At 55.8% G+C, this 19,284-nt stretch carries 18 protein-coding genes; 6 read left to right on the top strand and 12 right to left on the bottom strand.

The features are described 5' to 3' along the window. Positions 1–13 precede the first annotated feature (13 nt). From ACT3RP_RS01220 to ACT3RP_RS01205, 4 genes are all read right to left on the bottom strand, one after another. A complete protein-coding gene (locus ACT3RP_RS01220) occupies positions 14–1,654 on the bottom strand; it encodes a BCCT family transporter (protein WP_483393071.1) in 1,641 nt (546 codons plus the stop codon). A 106-nt stretch (positions 1,655–1,760) separates the two neighbouring features. Further along, complete coding sequence (locus tag ACT3RP_RS01215) at positions 1,761–2,798, bottom strand: YcjF family protein (protein WP_444624658.1); 1,038 nt, start codon at positions 2,796–2,798, stop codon at positions 1,761–1,763. Next, positions 2,795–4,183 carry a YcjX family GTP-binding protein gene (locus ACT3RP_RS01210; RefSeq protein ID WP_193063402.1) on the bottom strand — a complete coding sequence of 463 codons (1,389 nt, stop codon included), beginning with the start codon at positions 4,181–4,183 and terminating at the stop codon, positions 2,795–2,797. Before ACT3RP_RS01210 ends, ACT3RP_RS01215 begins: the two co-directional genes overlap by 4 nt. A gap of 241 nt (positions 4,184–4,424) precedes the next feature. Then, positions 4,425–5,294, bottom strand: a complete 870-nt coding sequence (locus ACT3RP_RS01205) for a D-hexose-6-phosphate mutarotase (protein WP_444624660.1) — start codon at positions 5,292–5,294, stop codon at positions 4,425–4,427. 138 nt (positions 5,295–5,432) lie between these two features. Between ACT3RP_RS01205 and ACT3RP_RS01200 the strand changes: the two genes are divergently transcribed. The 4 genes from ACT3RP_RS01200 to ACT3RP_RS01185 all read left to right on the top strand — a co-directional run bounded on the left by ACT3RP_RS01200 (position 5,433) and on the right by ACT3RP_RS01185 (position 10,259). Next, complete coding sequence (locus ACT3RP_RS01200; protein ID WP_096281423.1) at positions 5,433–5,675, top strand: GlsB/YeaQ/YmgE family stress response membrane protein; 243 nt, start codon at positions 5,433–5,435, stop codon at positions 5,673–5,675. Positions 5,676–5,850: 175 nt separating this feature from the next. Then, on the top strand, positions 5,851–8,316 hold the full coding sequence (locus tag ACT3RP_RS01195) for a DUF1266 domain-containing protein (protein WP_483393070.1): 2,466 nt from the start codon (positions 5,851–5,853) through the stop codon (positions 8,314–8,316). Between the two features lie 200 nt (positions 8,317–8,516). After that, positions 8,517–9,038 (top strand): C40 family peptidase, encoded by a 522-nt coding sequence (locus ACT3RP_RS01190; RefSeq protein WP_096281419.1) that lies wholly within the window; start codon positions 8,517–8,519, stop codon positions 9,036–9,038. A gap of 30 nt (positions 9,039–9,068) precedes the next feature. After that, the gene (locus tag ACT3RP_RS01185) at positions 9,069–10,259 is read left to right on the top strand and encodes an MFS transporter (protein WP_483393069.1); all 1,191 of its coding nucleotides are present in this window, start codon (positions 9,069–9,071) and stop codon (positions 10,257–10,259) included. On the opposite strand, the gene ACT3RP_RS01180 is transcribed toward ACT3RP_RS01185, so the two are convergent. The 5 genes from ACT3RP_RS01180 to ACT3RP_RS01160 are packed head-to-tail and all read right to left on the bottom strand — an operon-like array spanning position 10,252 to position 15,147. Next, a complete protein-coding gene (locus ACT3RP_RS01180) occupies positions 10,252–10,869 on the bottom strand; it encodes an ABC transporter ATP-binding protein (protein WP_483393068.1) in 618 nt (205 codons plus the stop codon). The genes ACT3RP_RS01185 and ACT3RP_RS01180 overlap by 8 nt on opposite strands. Next, complete coding sequence (locus ACT3RP_RS01175) at positions 10,862–11,731, bottom strand: ATP-binding cassette domain-containing protein (protein ID WP_483393067.1); 870 nt, start codon at positions 11,729–11,731, stop codon at positions 10,862–10,864. Before ACT3RP_RS01175 ends, ACT3RP_RS01180 begins: the two co-directional genes overlap by 8 nt. 34 nt (positions 11,732–11,765) lie before the next feature. Continuing rightward, the gene (locus tag ACT3RP_RS01170) at positions 11,766–12,566 is read right to left on the bottom strand and encodes an ABC transporter permease (protein WP_483393066.1); all 801 of its coding nucleotides are present in this window, start codon (positions 12,564–12,566) and stop codon (positions 11,766–11,768) included. Further along, positions 12,563–13,579: an ABC transporter permease gene (locus tag ACT3RP_RS01165; protein ID WP_483393065.1), complete on the bottom strand. Its 1,017-nt coding sequence runs from the start codon at positions 13,577–13,579 to the stop codon at positions 12,563–12,565. Before ACT3RP_RS01165 ends, ACT3RP_RS01170 begins: the two co-directional genes overlap by 4 nt. Beyond that, entirely contained in the window at positions 13,558–15,147 is a 1,590-nt protein-coding gene (locus tag ACT3RP_RS01160; RefSeq protein ID WP_483393064.1) for an ABC transporter substrate-binding protein, read from the bottom strand. The genes ACT3RP_RS01165 and ACT3RP_RS01160 overlap by 22 nt, the downstream gene beginning before the upstream one ends. A 98-nt stretch (positions 15,148–15,245) precedes the next feature. On the opposite strand from ACT3RP_RS01160, the gene nikR reads away from it, so the two are divergent. Next, entirely contained in the window at positions 15,246–15,656 is a 411-nt protein-coding gene (nikR, locus tag ACT3RP_RS01155) for a nickel-responsive transcriptional regulator NikR (RefSeq protein ID WP_096281404.1), read from the top strand. Between the two features lie 77 nt (positions 15,657–15,733). Here the strand turns inward: nikR and ACT3RP_RS01150 are convergent, their stop codons facing one another. Further along, a complete protein-coding gene (locus ACT3RP_RS01150) occupies positions 15,734–16,216 on the bottom strand; it encodes an FKBP-type peptidyl-prolyl cis-trans isomerase (protein ID WP_096281402.1) in 483 nt (160 codons plus the stop codon). A 175-nt stretch (positions 16,217–16,391) separates the two neighbouring features. Between ACT3RP_RS01150 and ACT3RP_RS01145 the strand changes: the two genes are divergently transcribed. After that, the gene (locus ACT3RP_RS01145; protein ID WP_096281400.1) at positions 16,392–16,673 is read left to right on the top strand and encodes a hypothetical protein; all 282 of its coding nucleotides are present in this window, start codon (positions 16,392–16,394) and stop codon (positions 16,671–16,673) included. Between the two features lie 128 nt (positions 16,674–16,801). Here ACT3RP_RS01145 and ACT3RP_RS01140 read toward each other — a convergent pair whose 3' ends face one another. Together ACT3RP_RS01140 and ACT3RP_RS01135 are read right to left on the bottom strand one after the other, a co-directional pair. Continuing rightward, complete coding sequence (locus ACT3RP_RS01140) at positions 16,802–17,272, bottom strand: outer membrane lipoprotein (RefSeq protein WP_096281398.1); 471 nt, start codon at positions 17,270–17,272, stop codon at positions 16,802–16,804. Positions 17,273–17,616: 344 nt separating this feature from the next. Continuing rightward, positions 17,617–19,215, bottom strand: a complete 1,599-nt coding sequence (locus ACT3RP_RS01135) for an isocitrate lyase (RefSeq protein WP_096281396.1) — start codon at positions 19,213–19,215, stop codon at positions 17,617–17,619. Between the last annotated feature and the right edge of the window lie 69 nt (positions 19,216–19,284).

Here is a 19,284-nt window from a genome sequence, read left to right as displayed (position 1 = left end):
AGGGATGTTCTTTTCAGGAGCGTATCAGACGCAGTTCGCTATTAAGCGCTTTGATGATTGAATAACACATCAGCAGCATCACGATCGAGAACGGAATGGCCGTCGCGGTGACGCCTGCCTGAAGTGCGGTCAGGCCACCGCCGATAAGCAGCACAATCGCTATCAGACCTTCAATGATCGCCCAGAACATCCGCTGTGGGCGGGGGGCATCAATTTTCCCACCGGCAGTGATGGTATCAATTACCAGAGAGCCTGAATCTGACGACGTGATAAAGAAAATCAGCGCCAGAATAATGCCAAGCGTCGACATCAGGCCTGTCAGTGGTAACTCATTCAGCATGCCGAACAGCGAAAGCTCGGGTCTGTAATTGTCGATCACGTACTCTTTGACCAGGCTGGTTGTCGGGTCAGCATAGAGCTGTTCAAGCGCCGTTGAGCCAAATACGCCCATCCAGATAAAGATAAACAGGCTGGGAACCAGCAATACACAAAGTATGAATTCACGCACCGTACGGCCCTTTGATACACGGGCGATAAACATACCGACGAAAGGTGCCCAACTGATCCACCAAGCCCAATAGAAAATTGTCCAGGCCTGGCGATAGGCATCGTCGTCACGACCAAAGGGCGCTGATAACGGCAGAAACTCAGTGACATAGGTGGTGAGTCCCGACCAGAATCCGGTTAAGGCTAGCAAGGTCGGACCCGCAAGCAGTACGAAGAAGAAGAACAGGACCGCCAGCACCATATTAATTTCGGAGAGCTTTTTAACGCCCCCCTCTAGTCCACGCCAGACCGAGACCAGAGCCGCCGCCGTGACCAGTACGATCACGATGACCTGGGTCGTGGTGTTTACTTCCATACCGAAGACGAAGTTCATCCCCGCATTGGCCTGCTGTGCCCCTAACCCAAGCGATGTAGCCAACCCAAATAAGGTGGAAAATACCGCCAGGATATCGATCACATGGCCCCACCAGCCCCAGACACGATCACCCAGTATCGGAAAAAATACCGAGCGAATCGAGAAGGGTAGACCCTTATTATAGGTAAACAGACCTAGCCCTAATGCCATGACTACATAAACTGCCCAGCCATGTATACCCCAGTGAAGATAGGTGCCTGCAAGGCCCATCGCACTGGCGTTAGCAACAGCTTCAGGGTTCAGCTCGCCATTGGCGCCGAACGGTGGCTCAATGCCCAGTGGCAGCGAAACGTTGGCATGATAAACCGGCTCCAGTACGCCAAAGAACAGTAGGCCAATGCCAATGCCTGCGGTAAATAGCAGCGCGAACCAGGAGAGGTAGCTATAGTCGGGTCGTGCATCGGCACCGCCCAGCCTGATTGATCCATAAGGCAGAACAACCAGCGCTAAGCAAAACAGAATAAAGAAATCGACCAAAATCATGAAATACCAGTCCAGCGTGCCCGTTGAGAAAGCGACAATGGACTGGAAAATACTTTCCGCTCGTTCGGGAAACAGCAGTGTGAGTATGATGAATGTGGCCGAGGCCAGTGCCGATACCATAAAGACGCGGTTGTGGATATCGAAGCCGATGGGGCCAAACTGCCCCTTAATATTGTCCTGGCCGACGACGTAGTCGGTTTGCATGTCATCTGCAACCGAGTGCGGCTCCGACTCATTGGGAGTGCTCATAACCAATTATTCCTCATTGGAGCATGCTAACTAAAACCCCATCATGAGGTTACGCAGCGTTGAATCCCAGCCTGTTGGCGAAAAAAGTTGGCTGCTGTTTACCTTCTCAGCGGCTCTGCGCAACGGTTTCTTTATCTAAGCGCTTGATCTGACGCCACAGGTCTTGGCGTAGATCAGCCAGCCTGGGTTGCTCCTCGGCCGTGAAAGGTATCGGGCGGCAAAGGCGCTGGGCACGTAGTCCTAAGCGAGCACTCAGCAGCCCGGTGGCGAGCCCTTGCCCTGCACGGGCAGAAAGGCGGCCGGCTAAATCGAGCGAAAGCATATCCATGCTGGCCTCGGTGGCCAATTCACTAGCACCGGCGAAGGCCATATTGTGTAGTACGTTGCGAAACAGCCGCAGGCGGCTGGCATAGCCTAGTTCAAGCCCGTAAAGACGGCATAATCGATCGACCATCGCTAAGCTGCGCCAGGCCACTAGCGCCATATCAACAAGTGTTAGCGGGCTGATCGCCACCATAATCGCGGTTTCACCCGACATGCGGGTAATCAGTCGCTGGGCCTCACGATCACGCGGTGCCAGAAGGTGATAGCGCAGCAGTGTTTGAATTTCTTCCCCACTATGATGAGGCTGGCTGGCGCGTTGAAAAGCCAGCCAGTGGGGATCATCATCGGCGAGCTTGAGCTGGCGTTTAAGCTGCTCAGCCATGGCGAGCGCTTGGCGGGGGGAGCGTAAGGGCAGCTCAGTAAGATCACCGCGCAGTTTGTCGTGGCGTTTTAAGCGACGCAAACGGCCCAGTTCTTTGAGCAGTGAAAGGCTGCCTAAACCAATCAGGCTAATGCCAAATAGCTGCCACGCAATGGCGAGCCACTGAGACTGGGCCAGCGCGTCTGGAATGCCGGTGACCAGCTCTGCCGTACCCAGTCCAGCACTGCCTACTAAGGCAAAAAGCATCCCCCAGCGGCGCTTGCGCGGAGCGCCTAGGCTGGCGGCAGGCAGTGCTTTCTCTTCCGCAACCGGTGCCAGCGGATGATGCTCACTGGTGCCCGCAAAGGCTTCGCGCTGACGCAGAGCGGGGTCTACTTCCGGGGTGTTATCTGGCCTGTCATCCAGCGTGAAGTGACGGCGTGGCTGAGGGGTGGTCATGTCAATTTGTCTCCAATCAGCCAGTCGATGGCGGCGTCCATGCGAATATGATCTAGCGCTTCTGAGTGGCTCTGCATTGGGCGAAAACCTGGAAAATCAAAGCCCTGCTGTTGCCAGAAATCAGCGGTGGGTAGTCTAGCGGGCACATCGCCGGGATAAACCAGCACGTCTTCGCCTTCAAGCGTCGTGCCGCGAAGTGCAGGCGATCGCTTACCTTCGTGAGTCACTTCACGTGCTTCTGTGGCGCGTATCGACGCTAGCGAAAGTGCTTTGACAGGCACGTTGGCGAAGCGCAGATCTTTCAGCGGCTCTGCCAAAAGGGCTTCAAGCAGCTGTATCACGTGACCATGTTGGTCGGGTGTGACGTGATCGGCCTTGGTCGCCGCAATCGCTAGGCGATCAATTCTTGGTGCGAATAGGCGCGTGAGCAGGCTACGCTTGCCGTAATCAAAACTGTGCATTAGTTGGCGCAGCGCGCGGGAAAGGTCTTCAAACCGTTCAGGCCCCGCGTTGAGCGCACCGAGCACATCCACCAGTACAATTTGACGATCAAAGCGGCGAAAGTGATCGCGGTAAAAGGGCTTTACTACCTGCTGTTGATAGTAGCGAAAACGCGCGGCCAGCGTGGCGTAGAGGCTGTTAGCCGGCAATGCTTCTAGCGCCTCTTTGGAAGCGCTTAGCTGCGGCAGAGGGAAAAATTGCAGCACCGGGGCGCCTTCTAGCTCACCCGGCAGCAAAAAGCGGCCTGGCTGAAGATCAGAAAAGCCGGCCTGCTTGGCACGGCGTAATCCTTGCGCGTATTCCTCGGCTAGCGCGGCGAGCTGGGCTTCATCGGCTTCGCTGGCCGGGTCGAGCGATGCCACGGCTGTCAGCCACTCGCTAAATAGGCCGCGGCGTTGTTCGCCCTCATGCATTGCCTGCGCTTGGCTCCAGCTGTAAAAGTCGTGCTGTAATAACGGTAGGTCGAGCAGCCATTCGCCGGGGTAGTCAAAAAGATCCAGGGTAAGGTGAGCAATCTCAGGCGTAAGCCAGCCGCTGCGGGCAGGGCGGTAGCGCAGCTGTAAGCGTAATTCACTGATGCCACGGGTGGGTTCTGGCCAGCGTGGTGGCGTATCGCGCAGTGCGGCCATGCCCGGGTCATAGGGAAAGCGGGGCACGCCCAAATCGGGCTGATTAAGCCGCTGTGCGCCGAGTAGACGGCCTTCGCGGGCGGCAGGTAGCAAGTCAAGCCGTGCTTCGATGCCGGCATGGCGTAGCTGATTGACCAGCGAGGTCAAAAAAGCAGTTTTGCCCGCTTGAGAGAGGCCCGTGACCGCTAAGCGCAGCTGGCGATCGCGCCCTCGCTCTAGCAAATTGCTTAGTTCGCGACTTAACGGTTGGCGCATCCTATCGATCCCTTTTATGTTGCTTTCCTACGTTGGCTCTGCCACTCATCGTCAAAGCCGCTATCTATTGTGGCATTCACTAGTCGCAGTATGCGCTATGTGGTCAATCATAGCGCTGGCACAGATTAGCCATGTGTAGAGTAGCCCTGTCTAGATTGACGATGTCTAGATTAACGGTGTCTAGGTTAATAGCGTCGAGATTAACAGCGTATAGCGTAGCAACACATTGATGAACGGACGATTAACCGCGGCTCAAGGTGGTGCCTAGCAGGTGCTGGGCAGCGGGCACGAGCCAAACAGGGTCCAGGCGCGTATTGGCGGCTTCGACACAGATAAAATGACGTGCTGCCTCGGCGGGGGTATCGCTAGGGAGGTCGTTGTTGGGATGCCATACTACGGTTGAGTCGCTCGACTGCTTGCTGATGCGCAGGCTGCGCTCGCCGTCGCTTAGCAGCACTGCTGCGTTGGTATGATAGATGCGGTCTACCGCCCCCTGAACCGCCAGCGTGCCTTGCTGTTCGCTTTCGGCAAAGTCGCGCAGCTTGTCGAGATAGCGCGCTCCGGAAAGGCCTTCCAGACGGCACTGATGGACATCGGCAACGGCTAGGTAAGTGTGCAGTGCGGCGCTCGTTTTGACCGGCGTTTCGCCAATATTCTCACTAATGAGCTCAACGTTGAGCCGCTGAGCATTCGCTTGAACGACCAGCCGCGCAGTCAACTGAGTATGCAGGCGCTGCTCTGGAGAAAGATGCACTTCAATGCCTTCGGCATGTTCGTCAACGGCGTCTAAGCGCCAGCCGGCGTGGCGTGCGAGGCCATGAAAAGGGCCATCATGATTAGGGCTTTCATCGGCATAGCGTTCGTCGGCAAACCACGGCCAGCAGACCGGAATGCCGCCCCGTATAGCGCCTGGTAACGCCTGCGGCGTGGGCGTCAACCATAGCCAATCAGTGTCTCCCATGGGGCGAAAATGCAGTACATGAGCCCCCTGTAGGCTGATCACCAATTCGCCCCAAGGCATATTGAAAAGTACCACGTCGCGGCCTTCCCACTGGGCCGTTTGTTGGCCCTGTGTGCTGTTAAGCAGCTGTTTGAGCGAGTCGGGGATCATGAATTTTCCTTTAAAAGTTGCCAAGCATCTATACTGACTAGGCGCAGAACAGTAGCGCTGTGTGCTATGGTAGAACAAGCGCGACGGCTAGGTAAAACGCGTAACTAAAACCTGTAATTGAAATAGTAAGGAGACTATATGGGCTTTATTGCATGGTTAATCATTGGTGGTTTAGCTGGTTGGATTGCTGGCAACATCATGCGTGGTGGCGGCTTTGGCATCCTCGGTAACATTGGTGTGGGTATTGTTGGCGCGGTCATTGGCGGTTTTCTGTTTAGCCTGATAGGCCTTTCCTCAGGTGGCTTCATCGGTTCACTGGTTACCGCAATAGTTGGTGCCGTGGTGCTACTGTGGGTCATTAGTAAGGTCAGAAAAGCGTAGCCATTTAACGGCTCGCTGCATGACAACCGCCTGGCCCTGTGCCGGGCGGTGTTGTTTTACGCCTACCTCTACCCGCGGGCGCCTCTGACTCTCGGTGTTTGCGCCACTTTCCGTTACACTAAGCGGCTTTATTCCAGCTCCTTGCTGGCGACATTGTGTTTTCTCGAGGTGCCTCTTGACCGACGCGTTAAATGCCTGGTGGGCCCAGCAGCTTTTGCTGTGCGATTGGGCGGTTACTTCTCATCCGCTGGCGGTCGACGCAGGAGCGGCGGAGCAGCGCCTGCTGCAATTAGGGATTACCGGCCGTGGAGAGCTGGCCGAACAGCTGTTTCACGGCCTAGGTGCCCCTGCAGGTCGGGCTGACCGTTTACTTGGCGGCCTGGAATGGGCCGCCCTAGCCGGCGCCGCGGGCTGGCTTGAGCCCAGCCAAGCGCAAGCCTGGGCGCATCATTTAACACGTCGTATTACCAGTGACTACAGCGATTTACGTGCGTGGCTGGCCGACCTGCGTCGTTCGCTAGGTGCACGAGGCTGGGAGTTTGGCGCCGACGATCGCTTTATGGATGCCTGCCAGACATTGGCGAACCTTGAAACTAACGGCGAAGGTATTACGTGGGGCTCGCTTGAACGTGCTTTAAATCAATGCTCGGCTCCGTCGCCGCTGTGGCCCCAGCAGCCTCAGGCGCAAAGCTGGCGGCTATGCGCGCTATTTCGGCCGATTATTGCCTATCCTGCTAGTCAAGCGGACTGGCCTGATGCCACCGAGTGGCTGGCCCACGTGTGGGATGTGCGTGATCGTGACGCACTGCTCGGTGCGATGCTTTGGCTCGGCGCGCAGGGTGAGCGTCAGCGCTGGGATATCGAAGCGCGTGAGTTATTGGGTATGGATAATGCGCAGCGCATGGAATGGCAGCGCAGCGTGGTAGAAGAGTCACCCTATGCGCCGGTGTTGAATCAGTTTGTTACCCAAGCCGAGCCATTAGAGTGGGCGGCCTGGGACTGGATGCGTTTGGTGGAGCTCGCCTGGGCGGGCGCCTGCTGTGGCTGGCTTAGTCAGGATGAAGCCGATGACCTAGCGGGCCACGCCGCCGATTTAATTAGCGTCCGCTACCCTGACTGGCAGGCGCTTGTTGATGCTTACGGGCGAGGGCAGAGCCTGTTTGATGGGATTGATAGACGCGATAAAACGCCCAGCGAACGGCATCAGCTGCTGCTTCATAGCGGCCATAGTCCGTGGCAGACGGCACCCAACAAATTGTTAGATGAAACGACGCGCAAGGCCTCGCAAGCTCGTATTCGTCAGTGGCGTAATACCTCTCATCACTGGCTTTTAGCGCTGGCAGGCGTTCGCGAACCCGATGTCATGCTGCGTCAGATAGATCCTTCCGCCGCGCTTGCCGAAGAGCAGCGCGCCGATGCGGCGCTGTATTTGCAGGAGTCTTTAGATCTTTATGCCGATGAGGGGGCCGGTGCGTTAGCGCGTTACTGGCTACCGGCGCAGGCGCATCACCTCAATCAGCTAGCCGCCGATGCCGTCCACGGCGTGCTGCCACCGTCGCAAAGCTGGTTTGGGCAGCCGACCCCTGAAGAGCTTAAGCAGCGCAATGCGGTTAAGGGTGTCAGCCGCCATGCGGCGACTATTCACATGGCCGAGAAATTCGCTTTCTACCTGCACATGTCGCTGGATAGCGGGCTGTTAGAGCGTGAGCCATTAATGGCGTACGCCAGCGAATTACGCAGCTGCCTGTGTCGTTTTTATCCCAATGCAAAGCGCCTGCTAGAGGCATGGTTTGCCTGGGAAAGCTGCCTGCCAGAGCCTGAGCATGCCTCGCTAATCAATGAAATTATTTGGCACATTGAAGACCCCGGCAGCCTGTTTCACTGGCTGGACTGGCGCCATGATGCATGGTGCGAGCCGGGCAGCCGGCCCACCTTAAGTCACTTCACTGCAATGTCGCTGGTAGGGCCGTTGAATAGCGCTGTATGGAGCGAGCCTCAGCCTGAAAGCGTGCGCGAGTGCGCTGAAATCCGGGAGTGGGTGGACAGCCATTACCATTTGAACAGCGCTGACGATATGCAAGAGTTCCTGGCCTATATGCTGGAGTCTGGCGATCGTCAGGAATATCAGATTAACTACGCGCCCTACACGCTGAACCCCGAGCGGTTGGATGCCGAAATCGCCATTTTGGAATCCGGCGACTGCGCTGAAGATGAGCGCCATCATTTGCTGCGCTTACGCCGCGTTCGCGACAATGAAGATAGCTGTAATGATGTCGATATGGCGGCGTGGGACATTGCCCAGCTGGTTGACTTGGCGATTGCCGCCCGGCAGCTTGGTTGGTTAGACGGCCAAGCCTTTGCGACGGTGCTGGACAGCGCCTACCCGCTGGCCGCGAACCATTACGCGGGCTGGCAGGAATATGCGAAGGGGATGTACGCAGGTTTCTCGTTTTTTATGGGCGAAACCCCTGAACGCGAAAGCTTTTTAGCCGGTTTTCGTCAGGCGTTAGTGGCCTGGGTTTGCGGTGCGCCCGTTTTGGCAGGGCCGTGGGTGAGCCTGGATTTTCCAGGTAATAAACCGCGCCATTTTGCACCCTTACATATCGATACGTTGCCGGGCGATCAACGTACCTTACATTGATGCTCGCCAAACACATGATAACTAGCTTATAGTCGTGCGTTGAAAAAATTAGTTTTGTCATATCATACTCCTATACATGTCTTGAGGTTAATCGCATGGTTGCGTTGCCACGCCCCGCTGTGACCGCTGTCCGTGTTGCAAGTGTCTGTTTTTTAGTTACATTGGTGGCTGGCTGTGCGGGGTCTTCTCGACAGAGCAACATGCAAGCGCCTGAGAACTACTTCTCTATGTCGTTGCCGGGAATAGGGGCCAATCCGCAAATGTCGCCGATTGATCCCATCAATGCTCAACTGCTTAGTCAGCAAGTTCCGCCACCAACGGTTGTTCGCGAGGCACTTCTGGCACAGCACCAGCGATGGGCAGGAACGCCCTACCGCATTGGCGGCACGTCGGAAAGAGGCATTGACTGCTCTGCCCTGGTTCGCAATGTTTACCGAGATACTTTCAATTTAGAGTTGCCGCGCTCCACCCGTGGTCAAGTACACGAGGGACGCTCGATCGACCGCCAAGAGTTACAGGCGGGCGATCTGGTGTTCTTCAGTCCCCCGGGCCGCTATAACCACGTGGGCATTTACGTAGGCGATGGCTATTTTCTCCATGCCTCAACGTCAAAAGGGGTAATTATTTCCAGCTTGGATAATAGTTACTGGCAGCGCTACTACTGGCAGGCACGCCGGGCGCTGGAGCCAACCCATTTGGCTCAGTTAGGCAGTAATTTCTAGTAGCCAAACGCCGCTTACTTTAGGAATGGCATGATTGAAGCCAAAACGCGCGCCTGGTGGCGCGCTACCTTGGCGCTTTGCCTGGGTTCTTTTCTCGTTTTTATCAATTTATACGCTCCCCAACCGCTGTTGCCAGGGCTAAAAGAGACCTACGATGTCTCTACCCTCTGCGTTAGTCTACTCATGTCGGTCTCGACGCTTTCTCTTGCCTTGGCACTACTGGTCTTTGGGCCGCTTTCAGATGCTATTGGCCGCGAAAGCATTATGCGTATTACCCTGCTGCTGGCAGGCGGCTGCTCTCTTGCTTTGGCCTTCGCGCCTACTTTTGAAAGCTTGTTACTGCTGCGCTTAGTGCAGGGGTTTGTGCTGGGCGGGCTGCCGGCCGTCGCGATTGCCTGGATGGGTGATGAGTTTGAAAAGCCCGCGCTGCTAAGTGCCGTGGGGCTTTATATCGGCGCTAATTCGCTCGGCGGTATTAGCGGGCGAATTGTGGGCGGTGCCGCCGCCGAGATAGGCGGCCCTACCGCTGCTTTTTTAGCCGTAGGCATCATTACCCTGGTTGGCTGCGTGGTGTTTTGGCGCCTGCTGCCTAACAGCCGCGCGTTTGTACCTCAGCGTTTTGAGCTGCGTAAAGCGGCCAGTGATCTACTGGGGCATTTGCGTAGTCCGATACTGCTCGCCGCCTACTGCTTGGGTGGCATCAACTTTTTAATCTTTATTAATCAATACAGCTATATCACCTTCCGGCTGGCCGACGAGCCCTACACGCTGGCGGCCAGCGGCCTGGGGCTGATTTTCTTGACCTATCTGGGAGGCACCTTTGGTTCCATGATGTCAGGACGTTTAGCCGGACGTTTTTCACCCGCGACGTGCATGATGGTAGGGGTGATGATCTTGATGCTGGGTACTGCCATCACGTTGTCGGAATCGCTGGTGCTGATTATCGTTGGACTAAGCGTTAACGCCTTTGGCTTTTTCTTAACCCACTCACTGGCCTCTAGCTGGGTGGGGCGTTATGCCCAGGGAGCCCGCGGCAGTGCTTCAGCGCTGTATCTGGTGTTCTATTATACGGGGGCAAGCCTTGGGGGATTCTGGCTAGAGCCATTCTGGCGCTGGGCCGGTTGGTCAGGCGTTGCCGTAGGGTCATGGCTATTGCTGAGCATTACGCTGACGATTGCTTTTGGACTATGGCGTTTCGAACGCCGTCAGGCCGCTAGCTGATAGGCGTAAGCTGAGCATTGCTTAAGTGATAGCGCTGTGTGCATAGCCGTTTCAGTAGCGCAGTATCGTGGCTAATCACTAGCACACCAAGGCGGCGTTGTTCCGCCTCCTGCTTTAAAGCCTGCCAAAGCTCAACCTGAGTGATGGGGTCGAGCATAGTCGAGATTTCATCGGCAACCAAAAAACGCACCCCTGGTGCCAGGGCGCGTAGCACGCAAACCCGCTGTAACTCGCCTCCCGAAAGCGCGTGGGGAAATCGCGATAGCCAGTGGGGCTGCACGCCAAACGCTTGGCACTGCGCCTCAGAGGGCGTCCAGGCTTCACGTAATATTTTAGCCACCCGCCAGCGCGGATTAACCGCAAGCTCCGGCGACTGCGGTAGCCACTGCACGGGCTGCACGCCGCTTGTGGGAAGTGTCGCATCGTCCAGAATGACATTGCCCTTGTGCGGGGTTAAATAGCCTGCCAGCAGTTTTCCTAGCGTTGATTTTCCCGCCCCAGAGTCGCCGCTTAGCCCTACCCACTGCCCAGCCTCTATCGCTAGGGAAACGTTCTGCAGCAGCGGCACCCCGGCTGTAAATTGAAAACTAAACTGATGCGCATTAAGCAATGCTGATCTCCTGTTGTGCCTTGATGGCGGCGGCTTTATCGGCGATAGATGCTGCGCAAGGTTGGGGGAGCGTAAACGCATTGTCGGGTAGCGCTAGCCACAGTGCCTGGGAATAGGCGTTGGTGAGCGAGCGGCCGGTGCCCTGAAAGGCGCGAGCCGGAGCGGTTTCAATCAGCTTGCCGCTGCGCATAATAGTGACGCGGTCGGCAATCGGTAGAGCGTGGCGAAGATCATGCGTGATTAAAATGACGGTTTTGCCTTGGTCTGCCAAGTCTCTTAGCGCTGCCAGCACGCGCTGGCGCTGATGTGGATCAAGGCCCACGGTAGGCTCATCGGCAATCACTAGCTGCGCCTGGCTAACGTGCGCCATGGCTGTTAGAACGCGGCGTGCCATGCCACCTGAAAGCTCATGAGCGTAGGCCTGCTGAGCGCGAGTATCTAGCTGGTAGTGGCCCAGCGCTTGCCGAGCGGATTGCCGGGCGCTTCCCGAAGACTGGCCTGCGCGCTCGGCTGCCCAGGCCACTTGACGCTGGGTGCGTACCAGCGGGTCCAGAGCGTTCAGCGATTGCGGGATAAGCGCTAGTTCACGGCCACGCAGCGTTTGCTGGCTTCGTTTGTCGAGAAGTTGCCCTTGATAGCAAAGCTGGCCGTTGAGCCGTACCGATGCTGGCAGCAGCCCCATGATGGCATATGCCAGCAAGCTCTTTCCGGCGCCCGAGGCGCCTACCACTGCATGTACCTCGCCTGTCAAAAAGTGCAGCGATAGGCTATCTAAGCAGGTCGCCCAGCTACGCTTCCACCAGGCGGCATACCCCGTTCCGTAGTGGGGAATGCGTAGCGATAGCTGTTCAATGGTTAACATGGCAAGCCTCTTGTCAGCCGTTGTTTTAAAAGCGCTATAGCGCTCGCCGTAGATTGCTGCCCAGGCGCTCAAAACACAGCACCATGATGAGTAGACCTAACCCAGGAAATACCCCAAGCCACCAATAGCCGCCCGTTAGGTAACGCATGGCTTCAGCCAGCAGTACGCCAACAGCGGGTTGGCTAGGGCTTAGGCCAAAGCCTAAAAACGTTAACGCCGCTTCGTGCAAGATTGCGTGAGGAAATAGCAGCAAAGCGCCGATCAGACAGTGGGGAAGCAGGTGAGGTAGTAAATGGCTATGCAGTACAAACCAGCGTGACTTGCCTAGCGCACGAGAAATGCGCACGTAGGGCGCCCGGCGTAAGTGCAGTAGCTCAGCGCGCAGCACGCGGGCTAAGCTCGGCCAGTGGGTGGCGGCAACTGCGATAATCACTGCCTGAGTGCCTCCGCCAAGGGCAAAGGCGATGAGCATTAATAGAATAAGATGCGGCACGCTAAGCAGCGTATCTATCAGCAGGCTGACCAGCGCATCGAGACGCCGAGACAGCGTGGCCAATGCCGCCAGGCTTAATGCAATCAGCGTGCTCAGCAGCGCTGCTAGGCAGCCTACCCAAAAGCTAATGGAAAGCCCCGCCAGAGTGCGCGCCCACAGCTCTCGCCCTAGCGCATCGGTACCAAACCAATGAGCAAGGCTCGGCGGTGCTAGCCGTGCATCAAACTGCATCTGCTGAGGAGTGTCTCCCAGCAGCCACTGGCTGGCGATGAGCCCCATAATGAGCAGTAGGGTGATGCCCGCGCTGAGCAGGGCGCGCAGGCGCGGCTGATGGCGGATCATAGGTCACCCAGCTTGATGCGCGGGTCAATAATGCCGTAAAGGCTATCGGCCATTAGATTGCCAATGCTGACAAATAGAGCGGTAAACAGCGCAATGCCCAGTAGGAGCGGGATGTCGCTGCGCAGGCCAGCGGCCACCGTGGCCTGACCCAGGCCAGGATAGGCGAATACTTGCTCAATTAAGATAGAGCCGCCAAACAGCTCGCCCAGGGATGCAAACGCTAGCGTAATTGCCGGTAAGCATGCATGGCGTATGCCGTGTCGCCACGCCACATCAAGTCGGCTAGCGCCTTGGGCGAAGGCATGGGTGGCCACCTCTGAGCGCATGAATTCAAGCATGCGATGGCGCGTGTGCAGCGTTATATTGGCGATGCCCAGCAGTGCCAACGTGGCGATAGGCAGCACGAGATGATGCAAGCGCTGAGCGAGCGACACCTGCTGACTCAAGATGCCTGTCGGGCCTGCGCAACAAGTGGGCGTCCAGCCCAAAAATACCGAAAACAACAGCACTGCGAGTATCGCCAGCCAAAAAGCGGGGGTAGAGGCGGTGATATAGGCGTAAGTGCTGATGATCTTATCCAGCGTTGAGCCCTCCTTGGCGCCAGCCACAACGCCCAGGCTAAAGCCTAGCAGTGCTGACAATAGCCAGGCGCCGCCGAGCAGGGCAATGGAGCGCTGAAAGCGCTGGCCGATGACCTCGCTGACCGGCTGGTTATACACATGGCTCCAGCCTAGGTCGCCGCTTACTAATTGGCGCAGCCAGTGGCTAAACTGCACGACAGGCGGCGCGTCAAACCCCCAGCGCTGGGCAATTAGCTCGCGCTGTTCAGGGCTAACCTGAGCCATTTGGGGGCCTAAGTAGGCATCAATGGGATCAATTGGCGAAGCCATCATCAGTCCAAATGACACCAATGCCACGCAGAGTAATACCAGCGTTAGGCGTGCTAAACGCTTGGCTAATCCCTGCGCTAATTCCTGCGTTATGAAATTAATCAGTCGCACGTCCAGCGCCATTCAAGCAGATTGCTAGTGATCGGCCAGCCGTGCCCATGCGGGGCGATGCCTAGCTCACCCACATCCAAGCAGGTGTTGGTAAAGTAGACATGTTCAAGGTTGACTAGCCACGCCCAGCTAGCATCACCGCGAACGCCGTAGCCTGTTGTGCCGTCCCACTGGGCTGCGCGCCAGTGCTCGTTGGCTTGTGCAACGCTCTCGGCCGCTTGGGCGGCGTCAAGATTGGCATCAACCTCAGCATTGGCGTAGAAACCGCTGTTATAGAAACCGTTGCCCGCATGCTGACTGTGAAAAAGGTAGTAAATCTCTTGAGGGCTGTGGCTGCCAAAGCCAAGCATGATGGCATCCCGGTGCAGCGCCTCACGCTTGATTTCATCCCAGTGACGGCCGATGGGCTGCATGTCTATGCCCAAAGCGCGAACCATCTCAGCGCTTACTTCCGAAAGTAGCTGCCGGGTGGTATCACTTGAAGGGTAGGTGAGCCTGAAACGTGCAGGCAGGCCATCCTTATGGCGCACGCCGTCATCACCCAGCTCCCAGCCTGCGTCGTCGAGAATCTCAGCGGCGAGGGTGAGGTCTGGTGCTGCTATTTGCTCTTCTTCCGCGCTCCAAGGCAGGCCGTCGGCTGGGCCAAACGCCGGCCGACCAAACCCATGAAGCGCCACGTCGACCAATGTGTCGCGGTCAACGGCTAAATTGATCGCCTGGCGAATGGCAATATCAGCGGTTACGTCATTGCCAATGGGTGCCCCAGAGGCCGCTTGCTCGCCACTCGCTGGCTGCATGGGAAAAAGAATGCCGCGGTTATCGACGCTTTGCATGATGGTTCGATTCATATGCGCCGGCAGGTTGGAGGCCAGTGCGGCAGGGGCGGAGGCGATATCTACCTGGCCCGCATGGGCGGTGCTTAGCGTGGTATCCTCACCGGTAAATAGAAATACCAGTCGTTCAAAGGTGGGTTCGGGGCCGTAGAAATAAGGATTGCGTTCAACAATCAGCTGCTCGCCTTCCTGCCATTCAACCAGTTGATAAGGTCCAGAGCCGATAGGATGCCGACCATAGCGCTCGCTGTATCCGTTGTCGCGCTCGGCACTGGGCACAATGCCGAGTGTCAGCAGCTGGTCGATAAACGTTATACGCGGAGCCTGCAGGCGTAGCGTCACGGTATGGTCGTCAAGCGCCGTGGCTACTTCAAGGGCGCTGAGGTCAGCCCGGCCACCTGCGCGTGCCGCTGTGTTGAAGGTATAGGCAACGTCTTCAGCGGTGAGCGGCGTGCCGTCAGAAAAGCGGGCATCGTCGCGCAGTATGAGTGTCCAGGTCAGTCGATCGTCTGAAAGTGACCACTCGGTGGCAAGCTCCGCCTGTGGCGATAGATCCTTGCCGCGCGAGAGTAGCGTTGACTGAAACAGTGGATTGCCGTACTGGCCCCAACCCAGCAGCGGGTCGAAGCCTTGCTCGGGCTCTCCACCAATCGCCAGGATTAACTGCTCTTTTGCCTGTACGCCACTGGCGACAGCTAAACAACTTAGCGTAATGCCCAGTAAGATAGGCCTAAATGGTTTAGCCATCGCTTGATCCTTTATGTCGTCAGTATGATGTTTTTACAATAACATCATACTGGCGACACCGTCAGGATGTGAACAGCCAATCAGCAAAGGGGGCGTGAATGCAGCGTGTAACGGTAACGCTTGACCAGGAGCTTCTCGCAGAAGTGGATACGCTAATGCATGAGCGTGGTTACCAGAACCGCTCTGAAGCGATTCGCGACTTAACGCGCAGCGGTTTAAAGCAGGTGAGGGAAGAGGCTGCGCCCGACGCGCCTTGTATGGGTGCGCTGGTGTATGTTTATGACCATGCAGCCCGGGAGCTGTCTAAGCGTTTAACGCGTCATTCTCACGACCATCATCACCTGATGCTTTCAACGTTGCATGTGCATATTAACCATGACAGCTGCCTCGAAGTTGCTCTGCTCAAGGGCCAGGGGAGCGCGTTAAAACAGTTTGCGGCCGAAGTGATTTCATCAAGAAGCGTTCGTCACGGGCAGCTAATGCTGATCCCCAGTGATGAAGACGCTTAATCGGGGGTTGCTTAATCATAGGCATAAAAAAAGGTGACCCGAGGGTCACCTTTTTTCTGATCGGTATCGCGAGGCACTTAGTGCTCAACGCCACCTTCACCGTGCACGTGGCCGTGCTCAACTTCATCAGCGCTTGCATCGCGGACTTCAGCGATTTCAACGTCAAAGTTGAGATTCTGCCCAGCCAGTGGGTGATTGCCATCAACAACCACCGTATCGCCTTCAATTTTCTTGACGGTAACCATTAGTGGTCCGCCTTGAGTCTGGGCTTGGAACTGCATGCCCGGCTCAATGCTCTCAACGCCTTGGAAGGCATCGCGAGGTACTTCTTGCATCAGCTCTTCTTGCAGCTCGCCGTAGCCTTCGGCTGGAGATACTGCAACATTAAGTTTCTCGCCCGCTGCACGACCTTCCAGCTCCTTCTCAAGGCCCGGAATGATGTTGCCAGCGCCATGGAGGTAGGTTAGCGGCTCACGGCCTTCGGAACTGTCAAGCACTTCACCTGCATCGTTGGTCAGTGTGTAGTGGAACGCGACAACCGAGTTTTGTGCAATTTGCATGGAATAACCTTTAGCTGAGTGCATGTCCCAATATGGTAACGCGTGTGTGCTGGCTTGTCAGGGGGTAAGGGTGCTTTTTCCTATCCAAGCCTTTAGGCGGTGTTGCGCGTTAGGGTGACCAGGGATACCCTACGACCATCACTTTTTCCTTTGCCCTATTATTTTGGAGCACTCAATGACGATTTTTTTTATTTGGCTTATCGCGTTTTGCCTGATTGCATATTTTGTCAATCAGCGCTGGAGCAACGGCGTTAGCCAGGGGCTAGATAAGGTACTGCCCGGCTTTTTGAAAAGTGACGGTGATAACCGTTACCTGTGGGTAATCACGCTAGCGGTGCTGGGCGCAACGACCCTGGTGCAGCCAGTTGAAATGCTGCTGGTGGCGATACTGCTATGTCTTATCGGCTGGGGCGTCTCGGCGCTAGTAAGCTGGGCCGGCAACAAGGCTAACTTTTAAGCATCGCTTGGTAGCACTCGATAAAAAAGCCCGGCCATCATTGATGGCCGGGCTTTTTGCTAACGTTTAACTGCTAGTGAAAAATCGCCTTCAATAGCCGTCACTATTCGTTAGTAGGGCGCAACTAGTTAGTAGGGCGCAACGCTCATGCTGCCGCCATTACCAATCAAACGTACACGCTGCCCCGCTTGGAAAGGATGATCCGCGCGCTGTACAACGACAACGTCAGTGCCATCGTCGCGGCGAATTTCCATTTCTAACGCGGCTACGCGGTTAGCACCGCCTTCCGCTGCAGTACCTGCTACTGAGCCACCCAGTGCGCCGGCAACGGTGGCTAGCTGGCGTCCTGAACCGCCACCAATTTGGCTGCCCAGAAGGCCACCGATGATAGCGCCACCACCTGTGCCCAGCAGCCCGCCCGCACGGCTTTCAGCCTGAATCTGTACCTGACGAACCGCCGAGATCGTGCCGTAAGTCACGTTTTGGCCCGTTTGCGCTTGGCTTCCGCGATAGACATCGCCAGAATAACCAGACGTATTGGCACAGCCCGCTAGCGTAAGAATGCTCATTGCGGCAACAGGAAGAAGAAGACGTTTCATTAAAACCTCCAAGGTATATCTATTTGAATAACTATTTTGAATGACTATCTTGAATAGCTGTCTTGAGTAACTGTCGCCCGTATAGCTGCTACCAACAGGTAGGCAAAAGGTGGATTGCAGTTATAGAACAGTGTTCGTTAAAGATAGCCGATACTACCACCTTTGACCAGCTATCATCTAAAAAGATCAATGCGTAAAAATAATAGCCCCTAAATAGCTTAGTCAAGAGTGTAACAGCGTATTAAGAAAGCAGTGTGCAAATACTACACGATAACTATAACAGGAGACCACAAGGCCTCCTGTTATAAGCTCCGATAAGCGTATGAATGCATCAAACGTCTATATTAGCCAAACTGATTCATGGTGTTGTCTTTGCCACCGGCTTTGAGCGCGGCATCGCCGTGGAAAAACTCTTTGTGATCATCGCCAATGTTGGAGCCGGCCATATCCTGATGGCGAACCGTGGCAATGCCTTGGCGGATTTCTTGACGCTGCACGCCCTTTACGTATGCCAGCATGCCTTCATCACCGAAGTAACCTTTTGCCAGATTGTCAGTCGACAGGGCGGCGGTGTGGTAGGTGGGCAGCGTGATTAAGTGGTGGAAAATACCCGCATCGCGAGAAGAGTCACGCTGGAAATTGCGGGTCCATTCATCGGCTAGTTGGCCAAGCTCGGTGTCGTCGTACTCGGCGCTCATCAGTTTTTCACGCTGATACGCCGCTACGTTTTTACCTTCCTCTTGCCAAGCATCAAACACCTGCTGGCGGAAGTTGAGCGTCCAATTAAACGAAGGTGAGTTGTTGTAAACCAACTTGGCATCCGGCACGACATCACGGATACGATTCACCATGCTAGCAATTTGCCCAACGTGGGGCTTTTCGGTTTCGATCCACAGCAGGTCCGCACCATTTTGCAGGCTGGTGATGCAGTCCAGAATAACGCGATCCTCGCCAGAGCCTGGCTTGAACTGATAGAGGCCTGAGGCGAGCCGCTTAGGTTTAACCAGCTTGCCGTTCTGTTTGATGACGACATCGCCGTTGTTGATGTCGGCAGCATTTTCAATCACATCACCGTCTATGAAGCAGTTGTACTGGTCGCCGAGATCACCGGGTTCACGCGTAACGGCAATTTTTTGTGTCAAACCGGCGCCCAGTGAGTCGGTGCGCGCCACGATCACGCCGTCGTCGATACCCAGCTCTAAAAAGGCGTAACGCACGGCGTTTATTTTGGCTAGGAAGTCTTCATGGGGGACGGTGACTTTGCCGTCCTGATGACCACACTGCTTCTCATCAGAGACCTGGTTTTCTAGCTGGATACAGCAGGCGCCCGCTTGGATGAATTTTTTGGCCAGCAGATAGGTGGCTTCCGCATTGCCAAAGCCTGCATCGATATCGGCGATGATCGGCACGATATGCGTTTCATAATTGTCGATTTTGCTGATCAGGCGCTGTTCTTCCTCACGACTGCCCGCGTCTTTAGCATCGCCCAAGGCGCGAAAAAGATGGTTCAGTTCCCAGGCATCGGCTTGTTTCAAGAACGTATAAAGTTCTGCAATGAGATCTGCGACCGAGGTCTTTTCGTGCATCGACTGATCAGGCAGTGGGCCGAACTCGGAGCGCAGTGCGGCGACCATCCAACCAGAAAGGTAGAGGTAGCTACGTTTAGTGGTACCAAAGTGTTTTTTGATCGAAATAAGCTTCTGCTGGCCAATAAAGCCGTGCCAGCAGCCAAGCGATTGAGTGTACTGCGCAGTGTCCGCGTCATAGGCGGCCATATCCTCACGCATGATTTTAGCGGTGTAGCGAGCAATGTCGATGCCGGTATGAAAGCGGTTTTGAGCCCGCATTCGGGCGGCGTACTCAGGTTTAATGGCTTCCCATTTGCCGCCCTGTGCTTCGCGTAGTTGGGCCATGGCTTTGATATCGTCGAGTAGTCCTGACATGAGCATACCCTCTTTAATGATGGCTTGAGTCGTAATGGTCTTGCGCAAATTAGCAACGCATTGCCTTAA

Origin of the sequence: Halomonas sp. AOP5-B2-8, from assembly GCF_052376475.1 — a bacterium.
GTDB classification, from domain to species: Bacteria; Pseudomonadota; Gammaproteobacteria; order Pseudomonadales; family Halomonadaceae; genus Vreelandella; species Vreelandella casei.
The sequence above is the reverse complement of the archived record's forward strand: the minus strand, read 5'-3'. Positions and strand labels throughout refer to the sequence as shown.

Bases quoted from the DNA above. Each gene is read 5' to 3' on its own strand.
- ACT3RP_RS01165 (WP_483393065.1), bottom strand. From the start codon at position 13,579: ATGGCGCTGGACGTGCGACTGATTAATTTCATAACGCAGGAATTAGCG.
- ACT3RP_RS01215 (WP_444624658.1), bottom strand. From the start codon at position 2,798: ATGACCACCCCTCAGCCACGCCGTCACTTCACGCTGGATGACAGGCCA.
- ACT3RP_RS01210 (WP_193063402.1), bottom strand. From the start codon at position 4,183: ATGCGCCAACCGTTAAGTCGCGAACTAAGCAATTTGCTAGAGCGAGGG.
- nikR (WP_096281404.1), top strand. From the start codon at position 15,246: ATGCAGCGTGTAACGGTAACGCTTGACCAGGAGCTTCTCGCAGAAGTG.
- ACT3RP_RS01170 (WP_483393066.1), bottom strand. From the start codon at position 12,566: ATGATCCGCCATCAGCCGCGCCTGCGCGCCCTGCTCAGCGCGGGCATC.
- ACT3RP_RS01175 (WP_483393067.1), bottom strand. From the start codon at position 11,731: ATGTTAACCATTGAACAGCTATCGCTACGCATTCCCCACTACGGAACG.
- ACT3RP_RS01140 (WP_096281398.1), bottom strand. From the start codon at position 17,272: ATGAAACGTCTTCTTCTTCCTGTTGCCGCAATGAGCATTCTTACGCTA.
- ACT3RP_RS01185 (WP_483393069.1), top strand. From the start codon at position 9,069: ATGATTGAAGCCAAAACGCGCGCCTGGTGGCGCGCTACCTTGGCGCTT.
- ACT3RP_RS01200 (WP_096281423.1), top strand. From the start codon at position 5,433: ATGGGCTTTATTGCATGGTTAATCATTGGTGGTTTAGCTGGTTGGATT.
- ACT3RP_RS01135 (WP_096281396.1), bottom strand. From the start codon at position 19,215: ATGTCAGGACTACTCGACGATATCAAAGCCATGGCCCAACTACGCGAA.
- ACT3RP_RS01205 (WP_444624660.1), bottom strand. From the start codon at position 5,294: ATGATCCCCGACTCGCTCAAACAGCTGCTTAACAGCACACAGGGCCAA.
- ACT3RP_RS01190 (WP_096281419.1), top strand. From the start codon at position 8,517: ATGCAAGCGCCTGAGAACTACTTCTCTATGTCGTTGCCGGGAATAGGG.
- ACT3RP_RS01150 (WP_096281402.1), bottom strand. From the start codon at position 16,216: ATGCAAATTGCACAAAACTCGGTTGTCGCGTTCCACTACACACTGACC.
- ACT3RP_RS01160 (WP_483393064.1), bottom strand. From the start codon at position 15,147: ATGGCTAAACCATTTAGGCCTATCTTACTGGGCATTACGCTAAGTTGT.
- ACT3RP_RS01145 (WP_096281400.1), top strand. From the start codon at position 16,392: ATGACGATTTTTTTTATTTGGCTTATCGCGTTTTGCCTGATTGCATAT.
- ACT3RP_RS01220 (WP_483393071.1), bottom strand. From the start codon at position 1,654: ATGAGCACTCCCAATGAGTCGGAGCCGCACTCGGTTGCAGATGACATG.